Below are 16721 nucleotides of genomic sequence, written 5' to 3' on the forward strand. Positions count from 1 at the left end.
GATGGAGATGACAGCCTGGAGCGAGTACGCCGCCGCGAAGTCGCGACTCATCGGCGGCTTGCGCGGGACCGTCCTCGAACTCGGCGCCGGACGCGGTGCCAACTTCGCCCACCTGTCACCGAATGTTTCGTGGATCGGCCTGGAGCCGCACGACCGGACCCGGGCCGCTCTGCTTCGAACCGCTCATGACCTCCGGAGACGGCAGGTCCTGGCCGCGCCCGCCGAGCGGATTCCGTTGCCCGAGGCAAGCGTTGACGGTGTGCTCTCGACAGTGGTGCTGTGCTCGGTGTCCGACCTCGGTGCTGCCCTGGCCGAAGTGCGGCGAGTACTCCGGCCGGGCGGCCGGTTCGTCTTCTTCGAGCATGTCGCGGCGCCGCCAGGCACCTGGACGTATCGCCTGCAACGCTTGGCGGCACCTTTCAGTCGCACCTTCGACAAGGGCTGCGACCCGACCCGAGACATCGGTACTGCGATCCGCTCCGCCGGCTTCGCCACGGTCGACCTTGACCGCTACATCCGTCCGGGTCCTCTGCAGGTGCCTTTCATCGCGGGCGTCGCCCACAACGCTGCTGATCAGAGGCGGGCGGCGCGGTAGAACCCTTCGATATGGTCGACGACAAGTTTCGAGGCCTCGTCGGGCCGGCCGGCTCGAATCGCCGCGATGATCGCGCGATGCTCGGCCCGGAGTCCAACTGCGGTCGCATCCCAGTCCGGCAGATTGGGCACAGCCGCCAGCACGTACCCGTGGATGGCCGTCCGCAAGGACGACATCACCGCCGCGATCAACACGTTCCCGGCCAATGCGGCCATCGCCACATGAAATTCCGCATCCAGCAGATGAAACTCCTCCGGCGACAACCCCGCCACGTCCATCCGATCCAACAACCCCTCAGCCACCCCCAACCCCGCCACATCCCCATCGTTGCCCACCACAACCACCCCACCCCCAACAACAGCGGCCGTCGCACCGCCGCTTTCGCGCCCGCCGCCGTCACGCCCGCCGACCGCCAGCCCCCGGCTTTCGCGCCCGCCGCCGTCGCGCCCGCCGACTCCCAGCCCCCGGCTTTCGCGCCCGCCGCCGTCGCGCCCGCCGACTCCCAGCCCCCGGCTTTCGCGCCCGCCGCCGTCACGCCCGCCGACGCCCAGACCCCGGCTTTCGCGCCCGCCGCTGTCACGCCCGTCGACGCCCAGACCCCGGCTTTCGCGCCCGCCGCCGGGCTCGCCGCCCGCCGACCCGCGGCTTTCGCGGCGGCCAACCTTCATCCCGCCATCGCCACCACCAGCAACCCCGCCGCCTTCGCCTCCACCGTCAGCCCTAGCGGTGTCTTGGTTTCTGGCGGCTTGGCGTTCGGCGGCCTGGCGGGCGGCCCAGGATTCGAGGAGGACGCGGGTCTGGACGATGTCGCCCATCGGCAGATGATTGGTTGCCAGGTGCAACCGTAGGAGCGCGGTCAACGGCGAGGCCGGCTCGGCGACGATCACGGCGCCGGCTTCCGGCCCCGACCCGGTGGCGGTCCGCACCACCCCCATCGCCTCGAGCACCCGCACAGCTTCCCGCACCGACGGTCGGCTGATCCCAAGTTGCTCCGCCAGAGACCGCTCTCCCGGCAGCCGCTCGCCGATCCGCAACCGCCCAGCGGCGAGATCAGCCTCGACCCGGCTCAACACCAACTCGTAGTTCTTCACAGCTGCACCCGCCCGACAGCGCCGGTCGGCAACTTCTTCACAGCTGCACCCGCTCGACAGTGCCGGTCGGCAAGTGTTCGTAGTACGCGCCGTTCCTGCTGCTGGACCTCATGCCGGTGAGTGTAGCTGTGTGGTCGGACCACAGGTTATGCTGTGGTCCGACCACACCGTTCCCGGCTGAGAGAGCGCTCCCCGATGACTGATCGACAGCTGCCGCGCTGGTCCGAGCTCAAGCCGCTGCTGCGGGCCAAGCCGGTCACCGTCAACCCGACCGAGCGGAGACTCGCGAAAGCGCTCACCATCGCGGACCTGCGCGCGATCGCGAAGCGCCGTACGCCGCGCTCGGTGTTCGACTACACCGACGGTGCCGCGGAGGCGGAGATCAGCCTGCGCCGCGCCCGCCGGCTCTTCGCCGAGCTGGAGTTGCAGCCGTCGATCCTGCGCAACGTCGCCGACATCGACCTCGGTACGACGATTCTCGGCAAGCGCTCGGAGCTCCCGTTCGCGTTCGCGCCGACCGGGTTCACCCGGATGATGAACCACGAGGGCGAGAGCGCGGTGGTCCGGGTCGCCGAGCGGATCGGCATCCCGTACGCGCTCTCCACGATGGGAACGACCTCGATCGAGGACGTCGCCGCAGCCGGCCCGGACGCGCGCAAGTGGTTCCAGCTCTACGTCTGGAAGGACCGCGACGCGGGGGAGGACCTAGTCAAGCGCTCGGCCGCCGCCGGGTACGAAGCGCTGATGCTGACCGTCGACGTTCCGGTCGCCGGCGCGCGACTGCGCGACGTACGCAACGGATTCACGATCCCGCCGTCGCTCACCGTCAAGACGGTCCTGGACGCCTCCATGCACCCGGCCTGGTGGGCGAACCTGCTCACCACCCGACCACTGACGTTCGCATCGCTGTCGAGCTGGGACGGCACTGTCGCGGACCTGCTGAACCAGTTGTTCGACCCGACGATGACCATCGACGACCTGAACTGGCTCCGCTCGATCTGGGATGGCCCGCTGATCGTGAAGGGCATCCAGACGGTCGAGGACGCCAAGCGAGTTGTCGACGCCGGCGCGGACGCGATCGTGCTGTCTAACCACGGCGGGCGGCAACTGGATCGCGCTCCCACACCGCTGCGAATTCTCCCGGAGGTCCGGAAGGCCGTCGGCGGCGACGCCGAGATCTACCTCGACACGGGCATCCTGAGTGGTGCCGACATCGTCGCGGCTATCGCCCTGGGTGCGGACGCCTGCCTCGTCGGCCGGGCGTACCTGTACGGCCTGATGGCCGGGGGAGAGCGCGGCGTCGCACGGGCCGCCGAGATCCTCACGACCGAGGTGCGCAGGACGATGGCTCTGCTAGGCGTCCCCAGCGTTGCCGACCTCAACCCGTCCCACGTCCGCCTGCCCTAGAGTCCTGCGGGTTCCAACGGCAACTGGGCAACGATCCTCAGCCCACCGGCCGGAGTACGAGTTGCTGTGAGCGTGCCACCGAGTGCGGTGGCTCGCTCGCGCATGCCGATGATCCCGTTGCCCTCCTTGGGCGGCCCGGTCAACGAGTGCCCGTCGTCGTCCACCTGGAGTACGAGCGCGCTGTCGCCGTACTGGATGCGCACTGTCGCCGACGTCGCCTTGGCATGCCGTACGACGTTGGTCAGCGACTCCTGGATGATCCGGAACGCCGCGCGATCCAGGCCGGTCGGCAGTGGTCGTGGTACTCCGTGGATCATGCTGTGCACCTCGAGGCCGGCCATCGACGTACGGCTGATCAGGCTGTCGAGGTGGTCGAGGCCGGCCACGGGTTGGCGTGGTGCTGCTTCGTCCGACTGGCGCAGGATGCCGACGATCGACCGCAGCTCGACCAGTGCTTCCTTACTGGCTTCCTTGATCGCGGCAAGAGCCGGTGCGGCCTGCTCTGGTTGACGATCAGCTAGGTGCAGCGCGGTGGACGCCTGCACGTTGATCAGTGAGATGTGATGCGCCACGACGTCGTGCAGCTCCTGTGCGATCCGCAAACGCTCCTCGCCCGCCTTCCGAAGCTCCTCCTCACGCCGGGTCCTGTCTGCTGCCAGCACACGTTCGCGATGACCGCGGAAGAGTTCGGCCAGGAAGCCGAGTACGACGAAGCAGGTGCCCACTAGGAGGACCTGGTAGATGCTCTGCCCGTTGATCCCGAGTACTACGCGTCCCAGCACGTGCCCGGCGTACAGGGCTACGAGTGCCGACCAGCCCGACACTCGATAGCCCCGGCGGATTGCTGTGAAGACGGCGATGATGAAACTGAAGATGACCGGGCCGTACGCGTACTGCATCAGCATGTAGACGAGAGTGGAGACGACTGTTGCCCACAGCACCGGGATCGGCCGGCTGCGAAGCCAGTAGAGCGATACCGAGCCGATCAGGAGTAGCACGACCATGAACCAGTCGGCTGCCCGGCGATCGGTTTCGCCACGCGAGGCCCCGAACGATCCCACCACCGCGACCACCGAGACCACGACCGGCAGCATCACCCGCCGGACGCGGTCGTCGTGTGAGAGCTCGGTACTGGCCACCCTCGAACCGTAGACGGCTGCACGTCCCACTGTCATCGCCGCCACGTGGTACTTCGTACTGCTACACCTGCGGTACGCCTTGGGTCAGTACTTCGTCTTGTAGATGCCGGCCTCGTACTGCGGACCGTAGTACTCCTCCAGCTCGGCCAGATCCGCGTCCTTGCGGTCCAGGGCCTTCGCGATCTTCGCGCGGCTCGGCATCGCGTCCGGGTTCCACGTCTCGGGCTTCCAGATCTGCGAGCGCAGGAACGCCTTGGAGCAGTGGTGGAAGATCTCCTCGATCTCGACCAGCAGTGCCAGTTGCGGCCGGTTGCCCTTGACGATCATGTCGTCAAAGAACGGCGCCTCGCGGATGATCCGGGCCCGGCCGTTGATGCGCAGCGTCTCGCCGCGACCCGGCAGCAGGTAGATCAGGCCGACGTGCGGATTGCTGAGGATGTTGGTGAAGCCGTCGATGCGGCGGTTGCCCGCCCGCTCCGGAATCACGATGGTGGTGTCGTCGAGCACCTTGGTGAACCCGGTCGGGTCGCCCTTGGGGGAGACGTCGCAACTGCCGTCCGCCGCGGAGGTCGCGATCAGGCAGAACGGTGACTCGGCCAGCCACTGCCGGTCCAGCTCGTGCAGTTCCTTGCGGGTCTTGTCCGTTGCGTGCTGCAACGGTGCCGGGACCACCTCGCGCAGCTCTTCGTACGAGGTGATCTCGGCCAGTTCTGTCAGGTCCAGAAGGTGGTTCATCAGGCTGCGCACTCCCCATTGAGCGACGGCTCGACCACCTGGCTGGCGGGCCGGGTCCGTGCCGCCCATCGTACGGTGGGACCAATCGCCATACTGGTCCCCAGGAACACTGCACCGAGCACTACCCAGCCGATCGGACCCCAGCCGAGGACCAGTGTCGTCAGCAGCGCCGGGCCGAGCATGCGGGCGATCGCGGGTCCAGTGCCGAAGAAGCCCTGGTACTGGCCCTGCTTGTCGGCGGGGGCGAGGCCGAAGCTGATTTCCCAAGCGCCAGAGGCCAGCTTCATCTCGCCGAGCGTCAGGAGAACTGCAGCGACAGCCAGTACTGCGGCGGCGCCGGCTGGAGCCATTCCGAATGCGGTGACCGCGAAGACCCCGCACGCGGCCAAGAAGGCGAGTCCGGCGAAGCGGATCGAGCGGGTCGCAGTACGGAGGTCCTTCACGCCGCGGGCGACGCGTACCTGGAACAGCGTGACGCCGATAGTGTTGACGATCAGCAGCGAGGCGACCATCCAGCTGGGAGCACTCGTGCGCTCCACGATCCACAGCGGTGCGATGAGGCTGAGCAGCGGCATGAACATGAGCATCACGGCGTTGAGCAGCGCGAGTACGGCGTACGGGCGGTCGTGCAGGACGGCCAGGCGAGGTTCGCCGGCGACCTTGAGTACCGCGGTGACTGTCGGGACCCGGTGGATCAGAGCGGCGGCGATGAGGAAGCTGGCGGCGTCGACAGCAAACACAGTCAGGTACGCCGGTGCCGTGTCGGACCGCAGCGCTACGCCACCGAGTGCAGCGCCTACGGCCAGGCCTGCGTTCACCGTGGATTGCAGGAACGCCCGGATGCGAGTGCGTTCGGCAGGGGCGACCAACCCGGCCAGTAGAGCTTGCCGTGCGGCAGTGAGGCCGGTTTGGCTGCTGGCGTAGGCGATCGCTGCGATCAGGAACAGCGGGAAGCTTCGGACGAACAGGAACGATCCGACCGAGAGCGCGGTGGACAACGCCAGCAGGATCGCGACGCCGCGCGGGCCCTTGCGGTCGGCCAGGTTGCCGAGCGGGACGCCGGTGAGGAAGCCGATCAGCCAGGCGATCGTGAGTCCGAGGCCCACCTGGGCGGTGGAGAGGCCGACCACTCGGATGAAGAACAGCGCCGAGGTGACGATGAATGCGCCGTCGCCGACGGAGTTGGCCAGCTGGGCCATGGCGAGGTTGCGGGCTGCGCCGGCGGGCGGGAGGAGCCTGGTCAACCGGCCTCCGGTGGAGGTTTCGGTGCGATCGGTGGCGGTGCTGGTCATCTTCGGTCTCCTTGCTCGCGCTTGATGCTCTGAGCCTAGGAGCACAGCGGCCCAGACATCAGATCCACTTCCGGTGGAGCTTGGTGGGCCAATTATTCTGGGCTTCGATGCCGCCGGATTGCCCTGTGGACAACCGCGGAACGGGCCGCGAATCGCGGCACCTTGTAGGTATGAGCTTCCTGAATCTCCCCCCGGACTGGTCCGAGAGCCCGCTGTCGGACCCCACCCTCGCCCGTGACGTGGTCGATCTCTGCGTGAGCGCAGGCGACCGCCGCCTCGGCCTGTTCAAAGTGATCTTCTGCGACGAAGAGGATCGCTTCCGCGGCGGTGTCGACATCTCGCTCCGCGACCGGCACGGCCAGCTCCACCTGACCGACTGCCGCACGGTCATCGAGCCCGTCGTGGCGGCCCTGAGCGACCATCCCGACATCGGCCTCCTGCTGGCTCTCGGCCGACCCGGCCCTGAGTTATGGCCGGCTATAGACAACCAGTGGGCCGAGCTGGTGGCCGCCATTTGCAACGAAGCCGGCGTCCGGCTCCTTGCCTTCTACGTTGCGACTGCCGACCACATCCACCGCGTCGAAGCGCCGATCAATGTCTGAGCGGCGCCCCGTCGACGGCGGGCTGGCCGTCGTCGCTGAGCCGGACCTCGGCAGGTTCACTGAGCGTGTTGAGCAGGCGGAGGCCGTCCTCGGCCGGGCTTTCGGGTGCCGCGGACAGGACGATGAGTTCCATGCCCGCTTCGGCCGGGAGGACGAAGTTCTCCTGATGCAGTTCGAGGAGTCCGACCAGCGGATGCCGGTAGGCCTTGCGGCCATGGGTGCGGGCGCTGACGTCCGCGCGGGCCCAGAGTTTACGGAAGCGGGTGCTGCCCATCGCCAGCTCGCCGATGAGGGAGGCCAGCCGGGGGTCGTCGGGGTATTTGCCGGCCGCCAGCCGCAGGTGTCCGACGACATCGAGAGTGCAGGCTTCCCAGTCGGCGTACAGACCTCGCTCGGTCTCCTCGAGGAAGATGTGCCGGGCCGTGTTCAAGCCCGGGAGCGCCCGGCCGTAGAGGAGTCGGGCCAGCCGGTTTCCTGCGAGCACGTCCAGCCGGTGGTTGATGATCAGCGCAGGTGCGTTGGGGACAAGGTCGAGCACGCGCAGAAGTTCGGGTCGCAGTCGTCCGCTCGGCGCTTTCGCGCGACGGCGACGCTGCCGGGCGAGCCGGTAGAGGTGCGCGCGTTCGGTCTCGTCGAGGCCGAGGACGCCGGCGAGTGCGTCGAGGATCTGTTCGGAGGGCTGGGTGGCGCGGCCCTGCTCCAGGCGGACGTAGTAGTCGACGCTCACCCCGGACAGATGCGCGACCTCTTCGCGGCGCAGACCTTCGACGCGACGGCGGCTGTCGGTGGGGATGCCGACGGAAGCAGGGTCGACCCGGGAGCGCCGGGTGCGCAGGAAGCCCGCGAGATCGTCCATGCCACCAATTATGGCCTCGGATGGTGGCCGTGAAGGTGGCCCTGCCGATACCAGGAAGTCTCGTCCGACGGTGAAAGCGTCCCTGAACAAGGCGGTCTCGAAGGCCGAGCATCGATGGCAACAGCACTCATCGAAAGGAATAGCTATGAAGACGCTCATCGTCTACGCCCACCCCGAGCCGCGTTCGCTGAACGGTTCACTGAGGGACCTCGCCGTGACCACGCTCGAAGCCGCGGGACACGAGGTGCAGGTGAGCGACCTGTACGCGATGAACTGGAAAGCCGTGGTCGACGCGGCCGACTTCGGTGCGCAAGCCACCAGTCCGCTTCAGGTAGTGCGGAGTTCCGGTGCGGCGTACGACGCCGGCGCGCTCACGCCCGATGTGGTGGCCGAGCAGCAGAAGCTGCTGTGGGCCGACACGGTGATCTTCCAGTTCCCCCTGTGGTGGTACGCGATGCCGGCCATCCTCAAGGGCTGGGTCGACCGGGTGTTCTCGTACCACTTCGCCTACGGCGTCGGTGTCCACGACGAGACCCGGTACGGCGAACGCTTCGGCGAAGGCACTTTGCAGGGCCGGCGGGCGATGCTCTCGGTCACAGCCGGCGGTCCCGAATCCCACTACAGCGATCGCGGAATCAACGGCCCCATCGAGGACCTGCTCTTCCCGATCCACCACGGGATCCTCTACTACCCAGGTCTGGAGGTCCTCCCGCCGTTCGTCCTCTACGGCACGGACCGAATGACGCCTGACGAGTTCAAGGACGCCGCGAAGATGTGGACCGAGCGCCTGCTCTCACTGGAGACAACCGACCCGATCCCCTTCAGACCACAAAACTTCGGCGACTACGAAATCCCCTCCCTCCAACTCAAACCACACCTCGAACTCCCCGGCCGCCGCGGCTTCGGCCTCCACGTCCACGCTTAGCCGTGTCGCGGTCGTCCGGCGCCGGCGCTGCGGTGAATCGCTGGCCCTTTGGGCATCGTTCCCGAGAGCGCCCCTGCCGACAGCGAGCATCGGCCGCGCCATCCGACCCATCCAGGCCAGGACGGCGCGGTTGACCAACATCCAATGGGGCATCAGCTGCCTCATCGTGGACTTCGTCCGCCTCAACTTGGCGCGCGTCACGGGACGGGAATCGAGTCACCCAGACCGGCGTACAGGTAGCGGTTGCCGAACGCCTCGCTCAGTGCCAGGAAGGCGGGTTCACCCGTGCAGTGGCCCGGGGCGACGGTTTGTACGTGCCACTCGTCGCGGAGTGCCTGCGCGACGCGACGCACTTCGGGCTCCTCGGTCAGGACGAGGTGGAGCCCGCCGGCGATGCAGTGGACACGGTCGTCGATCGCGGCAGCGGCCTCCAGGATCCGCTCGATGCCCGGGTGCGAGCATCCCACCACCAGCACCAGTCCCTGCGAGGTCCGCAGCGCGAGGGAGATCTCGCGCAACTCACGCGTTCCCGCCACTTCCGAGACGACGGCGATCAGCCATGCGCCGCTTCCCAGCGGGGTCGACTCCTCGATCCAGGTGAATCGTGCGCCCGGCCACGGCGTGCCGTGGCGGATGACGTCGGGCGGCTCGCCGTCGTAGTACTGCATGGATCGCGGCAGCGACGGGCGGCGCGGGTAGAAGTGGCCGGGAAGGCTCGAGCCGAACACGCCGTACAGTTCGGCCGGCGCGTAGACCGGCACGTCGGGGTTGACGTGCAGCAGGTGATCGAGCCCGGACGTGTGGTCGCCGTGTCGGTGCGAGACCACGACGAGATCGATCGTGCGCAGGTCGACACCCAGGGCGTCGGTGTTGGCGGCGAACGTCCGCGAGTCGTTCCCGGTGTCGAAGAGAATCCGCTGACCCTCGAACTCCACAAGAGCAGCGAACCCCCACTCCTTGATCAGGCCGGGTCGCCGCCCGAACGCGTCGTGGAGGACCGTGATCCGGTTGGTCGTCCCACCCCGAGGCTCCATGCCTCACCTGACCACAGCGCACGGCGTACGTCGAGTGGCGCACGAACCGCCGTGCCGCCGATCTACGGCTCAACACATCCCAGACGACTCCTCCGGAGCGGCTACGCTGCGTAAGGGAACAGGTGTTCGAATCAGGGTGTACTCTGGTTCGCATGGCTGGAGGGCTTCAGGCTTCGTTGCTGGATGCGTTCGAGGATCCTGCGCTGGGATCTCTTGAAGGGCTGCAGCGGACAGAGTTGGGTCAGGGCGCCTGGATCGACGTGCTGCCGGGGTGGTTGACCGGTGCGGACCAGGTTTTCGATCGTCTTGCGGTCGAGGTGCCGTGGCGCGAGGAGCGGCGGCAGATGTACGACCGGATGGTCGACGTCCCTCGCCTGCTCTGCTTCTACGGCGAGACCGACAATCTCCCGTTGCCGATCCTCGACGAGGCGCGCGACGCGCTCAGCGATTGGTACGCCGAGGAACTGGGGGAGCCGTTCCGCACGGCGGGTCTCTGTTACTACCGCGACGGACGGGACAGCGTCGCCTGGCACGGCGACAAGATCGGTCGCGGCGCCCGCGAGGACACCATGGTCGCCATCCTCTCCGTCGGCGAACCACGAGTCCTAGCCCTCCGCCCGCGCCCCGGCAGCACATCGGCAAAGGTCGCCTCCACCATCCGCTACCCCCTCGGCCACGGCGACCTCATCGTCATGGGCGGCTCCTGCCAACGCACCTGGGAACACGCCATCCCCAAATCCACCACCCACACCGGCCCCAGAATCAGCATCCAATACCGCCCCCGCGGCGTCCGCTGAATCCCCAAGCGGCCCTCTCGCCACCCGAGCCGCCGAGCCACCCGAGCCACCCGAGCCGCCGACCTGCCCAAGCCGTTGGCCGAGTAGCTGACATCCTTGCCCAGAAGGATCGGCTGGACCGTGGATGAATGAGACTGGAGGCATGTGCGCGGGCGAGTTGGAGGATGTATGCGGCAACTGCTGATCCGGAACTGTTCTGTCCTGGTCGTCCCCGAAACAGGGGAGTGCCGTCTCGACGAAGCCCAGGACATCCACATCCAGGACGGCGCGATTACCGCGATCACCAACACCGGTACGCCAGATGACCGGCGCCCTGATCCCGTGCATCCGGCTGACGCACGTCCGGGCGATGCCCGGTGGGTCGACACCCGCTCTGATTCAGGGCTTCCGGCCGATACTCGCGCGGTCGACGCGCGTTCGGTCGACGCCGGAGTACTGGAGGTGCTCGATGGGAGCGGGTTGGTTGCTGTGCCGGGGTTGACCAATTCGCATACGCACAGTCCGATGGTGATGATGCGGGGTGCGGCGGAGGATGTGTCGATCGACGACTGGTTCAATCGCAAGATCTGGCCGATGGAAGTGAACCTCACTCCCGAGCGCGTCCGGGTCGGCGCCCGGCTCGCCTGTGCGGAGATGCTGCTCGCCGGCGTCACCACCTTCGTCGACCACTACTTCCACGCCGACCAGATCGCCGAAGCAGCCCTCGAATCCGGTATCCGCGCCGACCTCGCTCCGACCTTCTTCTCCTCCACCGGCACCGAAGCACGAGAAGCCGCCTTCGCAGCAGCCCGCGAGATCCGCGCACGAGGCGAAGCAGCCGCAAACAAACAACCGCCACGCATCACGGCATCCCTCGGCCCACATGCGCCTTACACAGTCTCCGACGAAGACCTCCGCCGTACTGCGGAAGTCGCGCGTGCCGAAGGATTTCGGATCCACCTGCACGCAGCCGAGACGGAGGACCAGACGCAGTCGTCGATCGACCGCCACGGCGTCACCCCGATCGAGGTGCTCGCGCGTACCGGCGTACTGGAAGCTGGTGCCCTGATCGCCCACGGCTGCGGCATCCGCGAAGCCGACCTCGCCTTGCTGGCACCCTTCGCTGACCGTACGGCGGTCGCCTGCTGCCCCAAGGTCTATCTCAAACTCGCGATGGGCTCGACCACCCCGATCAAGTCGCTGCAATCGGCCGCCATCCCCGTCGGCATCGGCACCGACGGAGCGGCGGTCCACAACACCTTGGACCTCTGGGAATCACTGCGCCTCGTCGCCCTCACCCAGAAACAACGCGAACAGAACGCCGAGTGGATGACCGTCTCGGACACGCTCCGCCTCGCCACGCGAGGCGGAGCGACCGCCTCGGGCCACCTCACAGGCGCCCTCGAACCAGGCGGCCGGGCCGACATCACCCTTGTCGACCTCTCAGCGCCACACCACCAGCCGACCCACGACGCCCGGGCGAGCCTCGTCTACTCCACCCGAGCATCCGACGTGGTCCATGTCGTTGTCGACGGCAACATAGTCGTCCGCGACCGAACACTCACCACCGTCGACCTCGCCGAGATCCTCGAGGATGCCCGCGCCGTCGCGCACACCCTCGTGGACCTCACCGCAAACAGCACAATCCAGACCTACGCCCCCTGACCCGACCGCCTGGTTCAAGCCCCTTACCCGAGCGCCTGGCTCAAGCCCTGACCCGAGCGCCTGGCCAATGACCCGAGCGCCTGGCTCAAGCCCTGACCCGAGCGCCTGGCCAATGACCCGAGCGCCTGGCTCAAGCCCCTGACCCGAGCGCCTGGCCAATGACCCGAGCGCCTGGCTCAAGCCCCTGACCCGAGCGCCTGGCCAATGACCCGAGCGCCTGGCTCAAGCCCCTGACCCGAGCCCCCTGACTCGAGGCCCGTGACTCGAGGCCCCTGACTCGAGGCCCCTGACCTACGCTGCCTGATCGCCTTCGCAGATCCTCCGGACCGTCTCCAGTTCTTCGTCGATGAACTTGAGCTGATCCCCGACCGCCTCCTCCGGCGTACCGGGAGGGAACAAGATCGTGAACTGGTACTCGCTGCCCTCCCCATTGGGCAGCACCCGGCTGAACCCACCGACCCGGAGGTCATGGGCGCGAAGGAAGTCCACCGTCCCGTACTCCGACGAGGTGCGCACCACGACGCGCAGCTGACCCGCCTCGCTGTCGATGACCCACTCGTCACCACTTTGCTCGATCTTCGGCGCGAACCCCGGCGCCCACTCCGGCAGGTTCCGCGCGTCGGCCACGTACTCGAAGACAGTCTCCGGGGAGGCGGCAATGGAAATGGTCCGCGTCTCGGCGCGGGAGAAATTAGTAAGCATGTGTAGATCATATGCATCTGCGTATCATCTGTCACTACCTATCATGACCGGGTGGAACGCGAAGACCTCGGAGCCCTGCTCGCCCGGCTGATCCGCCGCATCATGGAGGCGGAGCGCCCGCTGCTGGAGGCGCACGGTCTCTCGATGTGGGGCTACTCCGTCCTGACCCGCCTCGCGGACCAGCCGATGGAGACCCAGCAGGCGCTCGCGAAATCCATCGGCTACGACAAGTCCCGCCTGATCGCGCTCCTCGACGACCTGGAGGCCGATGGCCTCCTCACCCGCCAGCCCGACCCCTCGGACCGCCGCGCCCGCACCGTCACCCTCACCCCCACCGGCAAGTCTCGCCTCCGCGCAGCCAAGGCCGACATCCGAGCCATGGAAGAAGACCTCCTAGCCCCCCTGACCCCCACCGAACGCCGCCACCTCCTGACAGCCCTACCCCGCCTAGCCCAAACCCCCGACGAATAACAGCGGCCCCGGACTCTGATGATGAGTCCGGGGCCGCCGTTCGTACGACGGGTTTAGCTGACCGTGAAGGTCTTGGAGGGGGAGACGGCGGTGGCGTGGTCTGCGTCTGCTACGAAGACCACTCGGTAGGTGTAGGTGCCCTTGGCCGTCGGCTTGATGGCGAAGGCGTAGTTGCCGGTGCTGTTGAGCTTGGTGGACGTGATGGTCGACCAGGTCGAACCGCTGAGCCGCTGGAGGTAGACCAGCGAGCCGGCGTGCTGCGGGCGGACGTAGCCGTAGAAGTTGGTCGAGGCACCGAGCTTGATCGCGGTCGGGGAGACGTACGACGCGATGGTCGGACGAACCTCGACGGTGAAGTTGCCGGTGCGGGAGCCCAACAGATCAGCCGAGCCGTTGTAGCCCCACGCGAACACGGTCGAAACCGACGGGGCGTAGACCACGCTGGCCGTTCCGTCGGCGGCGGTTGTCCTGCGGGCGATCTCGCGCCAGACCGTGCTGTTCTTGTTGCGGCCGTAGAGCGAGAGCGGGACGCCGGCGAGCGCTGCCTTGGTGTCGATCCGGCTCGCCTTGCCGTTCAGCGTGACCGAGCCACCGAAGTTGACGATCGATGCACTGGCTGAGGTGAGGCTCGTGGCCGTGCCGATCAGCTGAGTGGTGGCAGGAGTGGCGCTGAGCTTGCCGCTCCGGTCCTTCACCCATGCGCTGAAGGCGTAGCTGGTCGCATTGGCCAGCCCGGTCGCAGTACCGGATGTGGTTGCGCCCGGCGCATACGCGGTACCGGCGGTCGGTGAAGCAGGCGGAGTGGTTCCGGCTGCACCTCGTACGACGACCTGGTCGAGGTCCGTGATGCCGGGGAGGGTCCAGCTCAGCGCAGCCGTGGTGTAGCCACCGGTCGCATCGAAGGCGCTCAACGGGGCCGGAGCCTGGTCAACCGTGCGGAAGACCGAGGTGAAGGTCGACGCGGTTGCCCCGCTGGTCTCCTGCACACCGTCGATCGAGATCCGGTACGGCGTGTTGTCGAGCAACTCCGCGGTCGGCGTGATGGTGATTTGCTTCGTGTCGACCGCGTAGTCGACCGTGCTCGGCACAACAGCGCCAGTCTTGCCGTTGAGCAGTTGGACAGTACTGTCGATGACGCTCGCCGGCGACAGGTCGGTCGCCGAGGTGATGACGGGCTTCACCGTCTGCGCAACACCGTTGGAGTAATCGGGCACCGACGAGTTCTGCACCCAGGCGTGGTCGAAGGGAGCAGGTCCGGCCGAGGACGCGGCGTACGACACGGTGTACGCCCGGCTGTCGCGCGAACCGTTGTAGTTGCGCACGGAGATGTAGTTGTCGCCGACCACGAGGTTGACGTTGACGCTCGCTGTCAGCGTCTGCGCCGTGTCCGGCTCGTAGTTGATCTCGGCGCCGCCGATCTGCTGCAGGTCCTTGTCGTAGACCTTGACGACGGGAGCGAAGTTCTGCGCCCGGTTCTCGAAGTCGTAGACCGGGCTGGTCACGTTGACCACCACGCTGCGCGCGGAGGCCGAAGTGATCTTGTACCAGTCGACGTCCCCTTCTGGGCCGGTCGTGCCGGTGATCGAGCTGCCGGTGATCGCGGTGGCGCGGGCCGGGACGTCGTTGCCATCCGGTCCGGCACTCCAGAACTCCGGCGCCCACGAGCCGCCAAGAGCGTTGTAGGCGTCGAGAATGCCGGCGCCGTAGAACGGGTCGAGGCCGCGCGGGCCCGCGTCACGAGCCGTCGACTTGAGACGTGCCATGACCTGGGCCGGCGTGTAGCTCGGGTACTTGTTCCGCACCAGAGCGGCGACGCCCGCGACCATCGGGGCGGAGAACGACGTGCCGCTCCCGGTCCAGTACGGCAGGTAGCCAGCCGGCGTCAGGCTGCGGGGACCGGTGGAGATGATGTTCCAGCCCGGCGCTGCGATGTCGACCCAGTCGCCCTGCGTGCTGAAGCTGGTCAGCGCGCCGTTGTTGTCGGTCGCCGCGACGGAGAGGACCTCCGGGTACGACGCGGGGAAGTGCGGCACGTTGACGCCGGTGTTGCCGGCGGCCGCCACGACGACGACGCCCTTGGCGACTGCGGACTTGACCGCGTCGTGCAGCAGGCTGTCGTCACCGTCGCCGCCCAGTGACATGTTGATCACCTTGGCGCCGTTGCTCGCGGCCCAGTTGATGCCGGCGATGATGCCGGAGTCGGGGCCGGAGCCGCTCGAGTCGAGCACCTTGACCGGGAGGATCTTCACGTTCCAGGCGACACCGGCGACGCCGACACCGTTGTTGGTGTTCGCGCCGATGATGCCGGCGGTCATCGTGCCGTGGCCGTTGTCGTCGTTCGGGGACGTGCCCGGCCGGATCTCGTTGTATCCGGCCAGTACGCGGCCCGCCAGGTCGGGGTGACCGGCGTCGATGCCGGTGTCCAGTACGGCGACCGTCTGCGCACCTGCCGTCTTGGTCAGGTCCCACGCCTGCGGCATCCGGATGGCGCCGAGCGCGCCGGCTTGGTCGGAGCCGTAGTACGTGTCGTTCGGCGCGGACGACGCCGTACGGATGTAGTCCAGCGAAGCCTTCTCGACGCTCGCGTCGGCCTTCAGCGTCTTCAGCATGTCCGGCGCGGCGAGCTCGCTCTTCACCGCGACGATGCCGGAACCGACGGCGGCCGACGAGCGGCTCTTGACCTTGCCGAGTGCCTTGGACTTCGCCGAGGCGGAGGCGGTCTTCTTGAACTTCACCAGCACGGTGTTCGGCGTGTAGGCGTCCTTGGCCGGCTTCGCGGTGCGCGCGGTGTGCTTGACGGCGTACGGGCCGGGTTGCGGCTGGGCGGCGTTACCGGACGAGCCGGTGAGAGTGATCAGGGTGGCGGCTACCAGGGCAGCGGGCACTCCGAGGCTCAGGAGATGGACTGGGCGGACGGGAATCACGGACCCCCCCAAGGGTCTAAGAGTGACATTCTTGCCGGAGTATGTCAGAGGGTGGGACCAACTTTCCCGGCTGTCTCGATGTCAAAAGCTGCAATCGCGCTCCGACGTCCCGGCTGGACCGCCGCAGGAGGCGGATATCCGCGAGCTCGCGAGGAGAACCCATGAAGTACATGCTGTTGATCCGCCCGGACGTCGACTTCACCGGTGAGGTGCCGGCCGACATGGTCGCTGCGACCGTTGCCTGGGTGGAGGAGATGACGGAGCGTGGCGTGCGATTACACGGTGACGCGATCCGTCCTGCGTCGGAGGGGGTTGGCGTCCGCCGGCGCGGCGGCAAGGTGGTCACCACCGACGGTCCGTACGCGGAGGCGAAGGAACAGATGGGCGGGTACGACATGCTCGAGTGCCGCGATCTGGAGGAAGCGATCGAGATCGCGTCCAAGCACCCGGTCGCCGAGATCGGCGTCGTAGAAGTCCGCCCCGTCGCAGAGATCGCCTGACCCGTAC

Annotated in this window: 16 protein-coding genes; 8 read left to right on the plus strand and 8 right to left on the minus strand. The window is 67.5% G+C overall.

Features of this window, described 5'->3' with window-relative positions; genetic code table 11:
* The first annotated feature begins 1 nt into the window (after nt 1).
* Complete coding sequence (locus DIZ26_RS04950) at nt 2-595, plus strand: class I SAM-dependent methyltransferase (protein ID WP_112238151.1); 594 nt, start codon at nt 2-4, stop codon at nt 593-595.
* Here the strand turns inward: DIZ26_RS04950 and DIZ26_RS38545 are convergent.
* The gene (locus DIZ26_RS38545; protein WP_269815373.1) at nt 574-1686 is read right to left on the minus strand and encodes a FadR/GntR family transcriptional regulator; all 1113 of its coding nucleotides are present in this window, start codon (nt 1684-1686) and stop codon (nt 574-576) included. The genes DIZ26_RS04950 and DIZ26_RS38545 overlap by 22 nt on opposite strands.
* A gap of 195 nt (nt 1687-1881) precedes the next feature.
* On the opposite strand from DIZ26_RS38545, the gene DIZ26_RS04965 reads away from it, so the two are divergent.
* Complete coding sequence (locus DIZ26_RS04965) at nt 1882-3093, plus strand: alpha-hydroxy acid oxidase (RefSeq protein ID WP_112238154.1); 1212 nt, start codon at nt 1882-1884, stop codon at nt 3091-3093.
* Here DIZ26_RS04965 and DIZ26_RS04970 read toward each other — a convergent pair.
* The 3 genes from DIZ26_RS04970 to DIZ26_RS04980 all read right to left on the minus strand — a co-directional run bounded on the left by DIZ26_RS04970 (nt 3090) and on the right by DIZ26_RS04980 (nt 6259).
* Entirely contained in the window at nt 3090-4232 is a 1143-nt protein-coding gene (locus DIZ26_RS04970; RefSeq protein ID WP_232828150.1) for a sensor histidine kinase, read from the minus strand. The two genes, DIZ26_RS04965 and DIZ26_RS04970, sit on opposite strands and share 4 nt — an antisense overlap.
* An 84-nt stretch (nt 4233-4316) precedes the next feature.
* Nucleotides 4317-4967, minus strand: a complete 651-nt coding sequence (locus DIZ26_RS04975) for a pyridoxamine 5'-phosphate oxidase family protein (protein ID WP_112238594.1) — start codon at nt 4965-4967, stop codon at nt 4317-4319.
* Complete coding sequence (locus DIZ26_RS04980) at nt 4967-6259, minus strand: MFS transporter (RefSeq protein WP_112238156.1); 1293 nt, start codon at nt 6257-6259, stop codon at nt 4967-4969. Before DIZ26_RS04980 ends, DIZ26_RS04975 begins: the two co-directional genes overlap by 1 nt.
* 170 nt (nt 6260-6429) lie before the next feature.
* Here DIZ26_RS04980 and DIZ26_RS04985 point away from each other — a divergent pair, with 170 nt between their 5' ends.
* Entirely contained in the window at nt 6430-6861 is a 432-nt protein-coding gene (locus tag DIZ26_RS04985) for a hypothetical protein (protein WP_112238158.1), read from the plus strand.
* Here the strand turns inward: DIZ26_RS04985 and DIZ26_RS04990 are convergent.
* Nucleotides 6851-7717 (minus strand): helix-turn-helix transcriptional regulator, encoded by an 867-nt coding sequence (locus DIZ26_RS04990; protein ID WP_198675900.1) that lies wholly within the window; start codon nt 7715-7717, stop codon nt 6851-6853. The genes DIZ26_RS04985 and DIZ26_RS04990 overlap by 11 nt on opposite strands.
* A gap of 145 nt (nt 7718-7862) precedes the next feature.
* Here DIZ26_RS04990 and DIZ26_RS04995 point away from each other — a divergent pair, with 145 nt between their 5' ends.
* Nucleotides 7863-8642: an NAD(P)H-dependent oxidoreductase gene (locus tag DIZ26_RS04995; RefSeq protein WP_112238160.1), complete on the plus strand. Its 780-nt coding sequence runs from the start codon at nt 7863-7865 to the stop codon at nt 8640-8642.
* 197 nt (nt 8643-8839) lie between these two features.
* On the opposite strand, the gene DIZ26_RS05000 is transcribed toward DIZ26_RS04995, so the two are convergent.
* Nucleotides 8840-9676 (minus strand): MBL fold metallo-hydrolase, encoded by an 837-nt coding sequence (locus DIZ26_RS05000; RefSeq protein WP_112238162.1) that lies wholly within the window; start codon nt 9674-9676, stop codon nt 8840-8842.
* A gap of 152 nt (nt 9677-9828) precedes the next feature.
* Between DIZ26_RS05000 and DIZ26_RS05005 the strand changes: the two genes are divergently transcribed.
* Together DIZ26_RS05005 and DIZ26_RS05010 are read left to right on the plus strand one after the other, a co-directional pair.
* Nucleotides 9829-10473, plus strand: a complete 645-nt coding sequence (locus DIZ26_RS05005) for an alpha-ketoglutarate-dependent dioxygenase AlkB (protein WP_112238164.1) — start codon at nt 9829-9831, stop codon at nt 10471-10473.
* Nucleotides 10474-10641: 168 nt separating this feature from the next.
* Nucleotides 10642-12117 carry an amidohydrolase gene (locus DIZ26_RS05010; RefSeq protein ID WP_112238166.1) on the plus strand — a complete coding sequence of 492 codons (1476 nt, stop codon included), beginning with the start codon at nt 10642-10644 and terminating at the stop codon, nt 12115-12117.
* 291 nt (nt 12118-12408) lie between these two features.
* Here the strand turns inward: DIZ26_RS05010 and DIZ26_RS05015 are convergent, their stop codons facing one another.
* A complete protein-coding gene (locus DIZ26_RS05015; protein ID WP_112238168.1) occupies nt 12409-12819 on the minus strand; it encodes an SRPBCC family protein in 411 nt (136 codons plus the stop codon).
* Nucleotides 12820-12870: 51 nt separating this feature from the next.
* Between DIZ26_RS05015 and DIZ26_RS05020 the strand changes: the two genes are divergently transcribed.
* Nucleotides 12871-13290, plus strand: a complete 420-nt coding sequence (locus DIZ26_RS05020) for a MarR family winged helix-turn-helix transcriptional regulator (RefSeq protein ID WP_112238170.1) — start codon at nt 12871-12873, stop codon at nt 13288-13290.
* 53 nt (nt 13291-13343) lie between these two features.
* Here the strand turns inward: DIZ26_RS05020 and DIZ26_RS05025 are convergent, their stop codons facing one another.
* Complete coding sequence (locus tag DIZ26_RS05025) at nt 13344-16175, minus strand: S8 family serine peptidase (protein WP_232828151.1); 2832 nt, start codon at nt 16173-16175, stop codon at nt 13344-13346.
* 200 nt (nt 16176-16375) lie between these two features.
* Here DIZ26_RS05025 and DIZ26_RS05030 point away from each other — a divergent pair, with 200 nt between their 5' ends.
* Nucleotides 16376-16714 carry a YciI family protein gene (locus tag DIZ26_RS05030; RefSeq protein ID WP_112238172.1) on the plus strand — a complete coding sequence of 113 codons (339 nt, stop codon included), beginning with the start codon at nt 16376-16378 and terminating at the stop codon, nt 16712-16714.
* Nucleotides 16715-16721: the final 7 nt, after the last annotated feature.

Source organism: Kribbella monticola, from assembly GCF_003261635.1.
GTDB lineage: Bacteria > Actinomycetota > Actinomycetes > Propionibacteriales > Kribbellaceae > Kribbella > Kribbella monticola.

Bases quoted from the DNA above. Each gene is read 5' to 3' on its own strand.
- DIZ26_RS04950 (WP_112238151.1), top strand. From the start codon at position 2: ATGGAGATGACAGCCTGGAGCGAGTACGCCGCCGCGAAGTCGCGACTC.
- DIZ26_RS04965 (WP_112238154.1), top strand. From the start codon at position 1,882: ATGACTGATCGACAGCTGCCGCGCTGGTCCGAGCTCAAGCCGCTGCTG.
- DIZ26_RS04975 (WP_112238594.1), bottom strand. From the start codon at position 4,967: ATGAACCACCTTCTGGACCTGACAGAACTGGCCGAGATCACCTCGTAC.
- DIZ26_RS04980 (WP_112238156.1), bottom strand. From the start codon at position 6,259: ATGACCAGCACCGCCACCGATCGCACCGAAACCTCCACCGGAGGCCGG.
- DIZ26_RS04985 (WP_112238158.1), top strand. From the start codon at position 6,430: ATGAGCTTCCTGAATCTCCCCCCGGACTGGTCCGAGAGCCCGCTGTCG.
- DIZ26_RS04990 (WP_198675900.1), bottom strand. From the start codon at position 7,717: ATGGACGATCTCGCGGGCTTCCTGCGCACCCGGCGCTCCCGGGTCGAC.
- DIZ26_RS04995 (WP_112238160.1), top strand. From the start codon at position 7,863: ATGAAGACGCTCATCGTCTACGCCCACCCCGAGCCGCGTTCGCTGAAC.
- DIZ26_RS05000 (WP_112238162.1), bottom strand. From the start codon at position 9,676: ATGGAGCCTCGGGGTGGGACGACCAACCGGATCACGGTCCTCCACGAC.
- DIZ26_RS05005 (WP_112238164.1), top strand. From the start codon at position 9,829: ATGGCTGGAGGGCTTCAGGCTTCGTTGCTGGATGCGTTCGAGGATCCT.
- DIZ26_RS05010 (WP_112238166.1), top strand. From the start codon at position 10,642: ATGCGGCAACTGCTGATCCGGAACTGTTCTGTCCTGGTCGTCCCCGAA.
- DIZ26_RS05015 (WP_112238168.1), bottom strand. From the start codon at position 12,819: ATGCTTACTAATTTCTCCCGCGCCGAGACGCGGACCATTTCCATTGCC.
- DIZ26_RS05030 (WP_112238172.1), top strand. From the start codon at position 16,376: ATGAAGTACATGCTGTTGATCCGCCCGGACGTCGACTTCACCGGTGAG.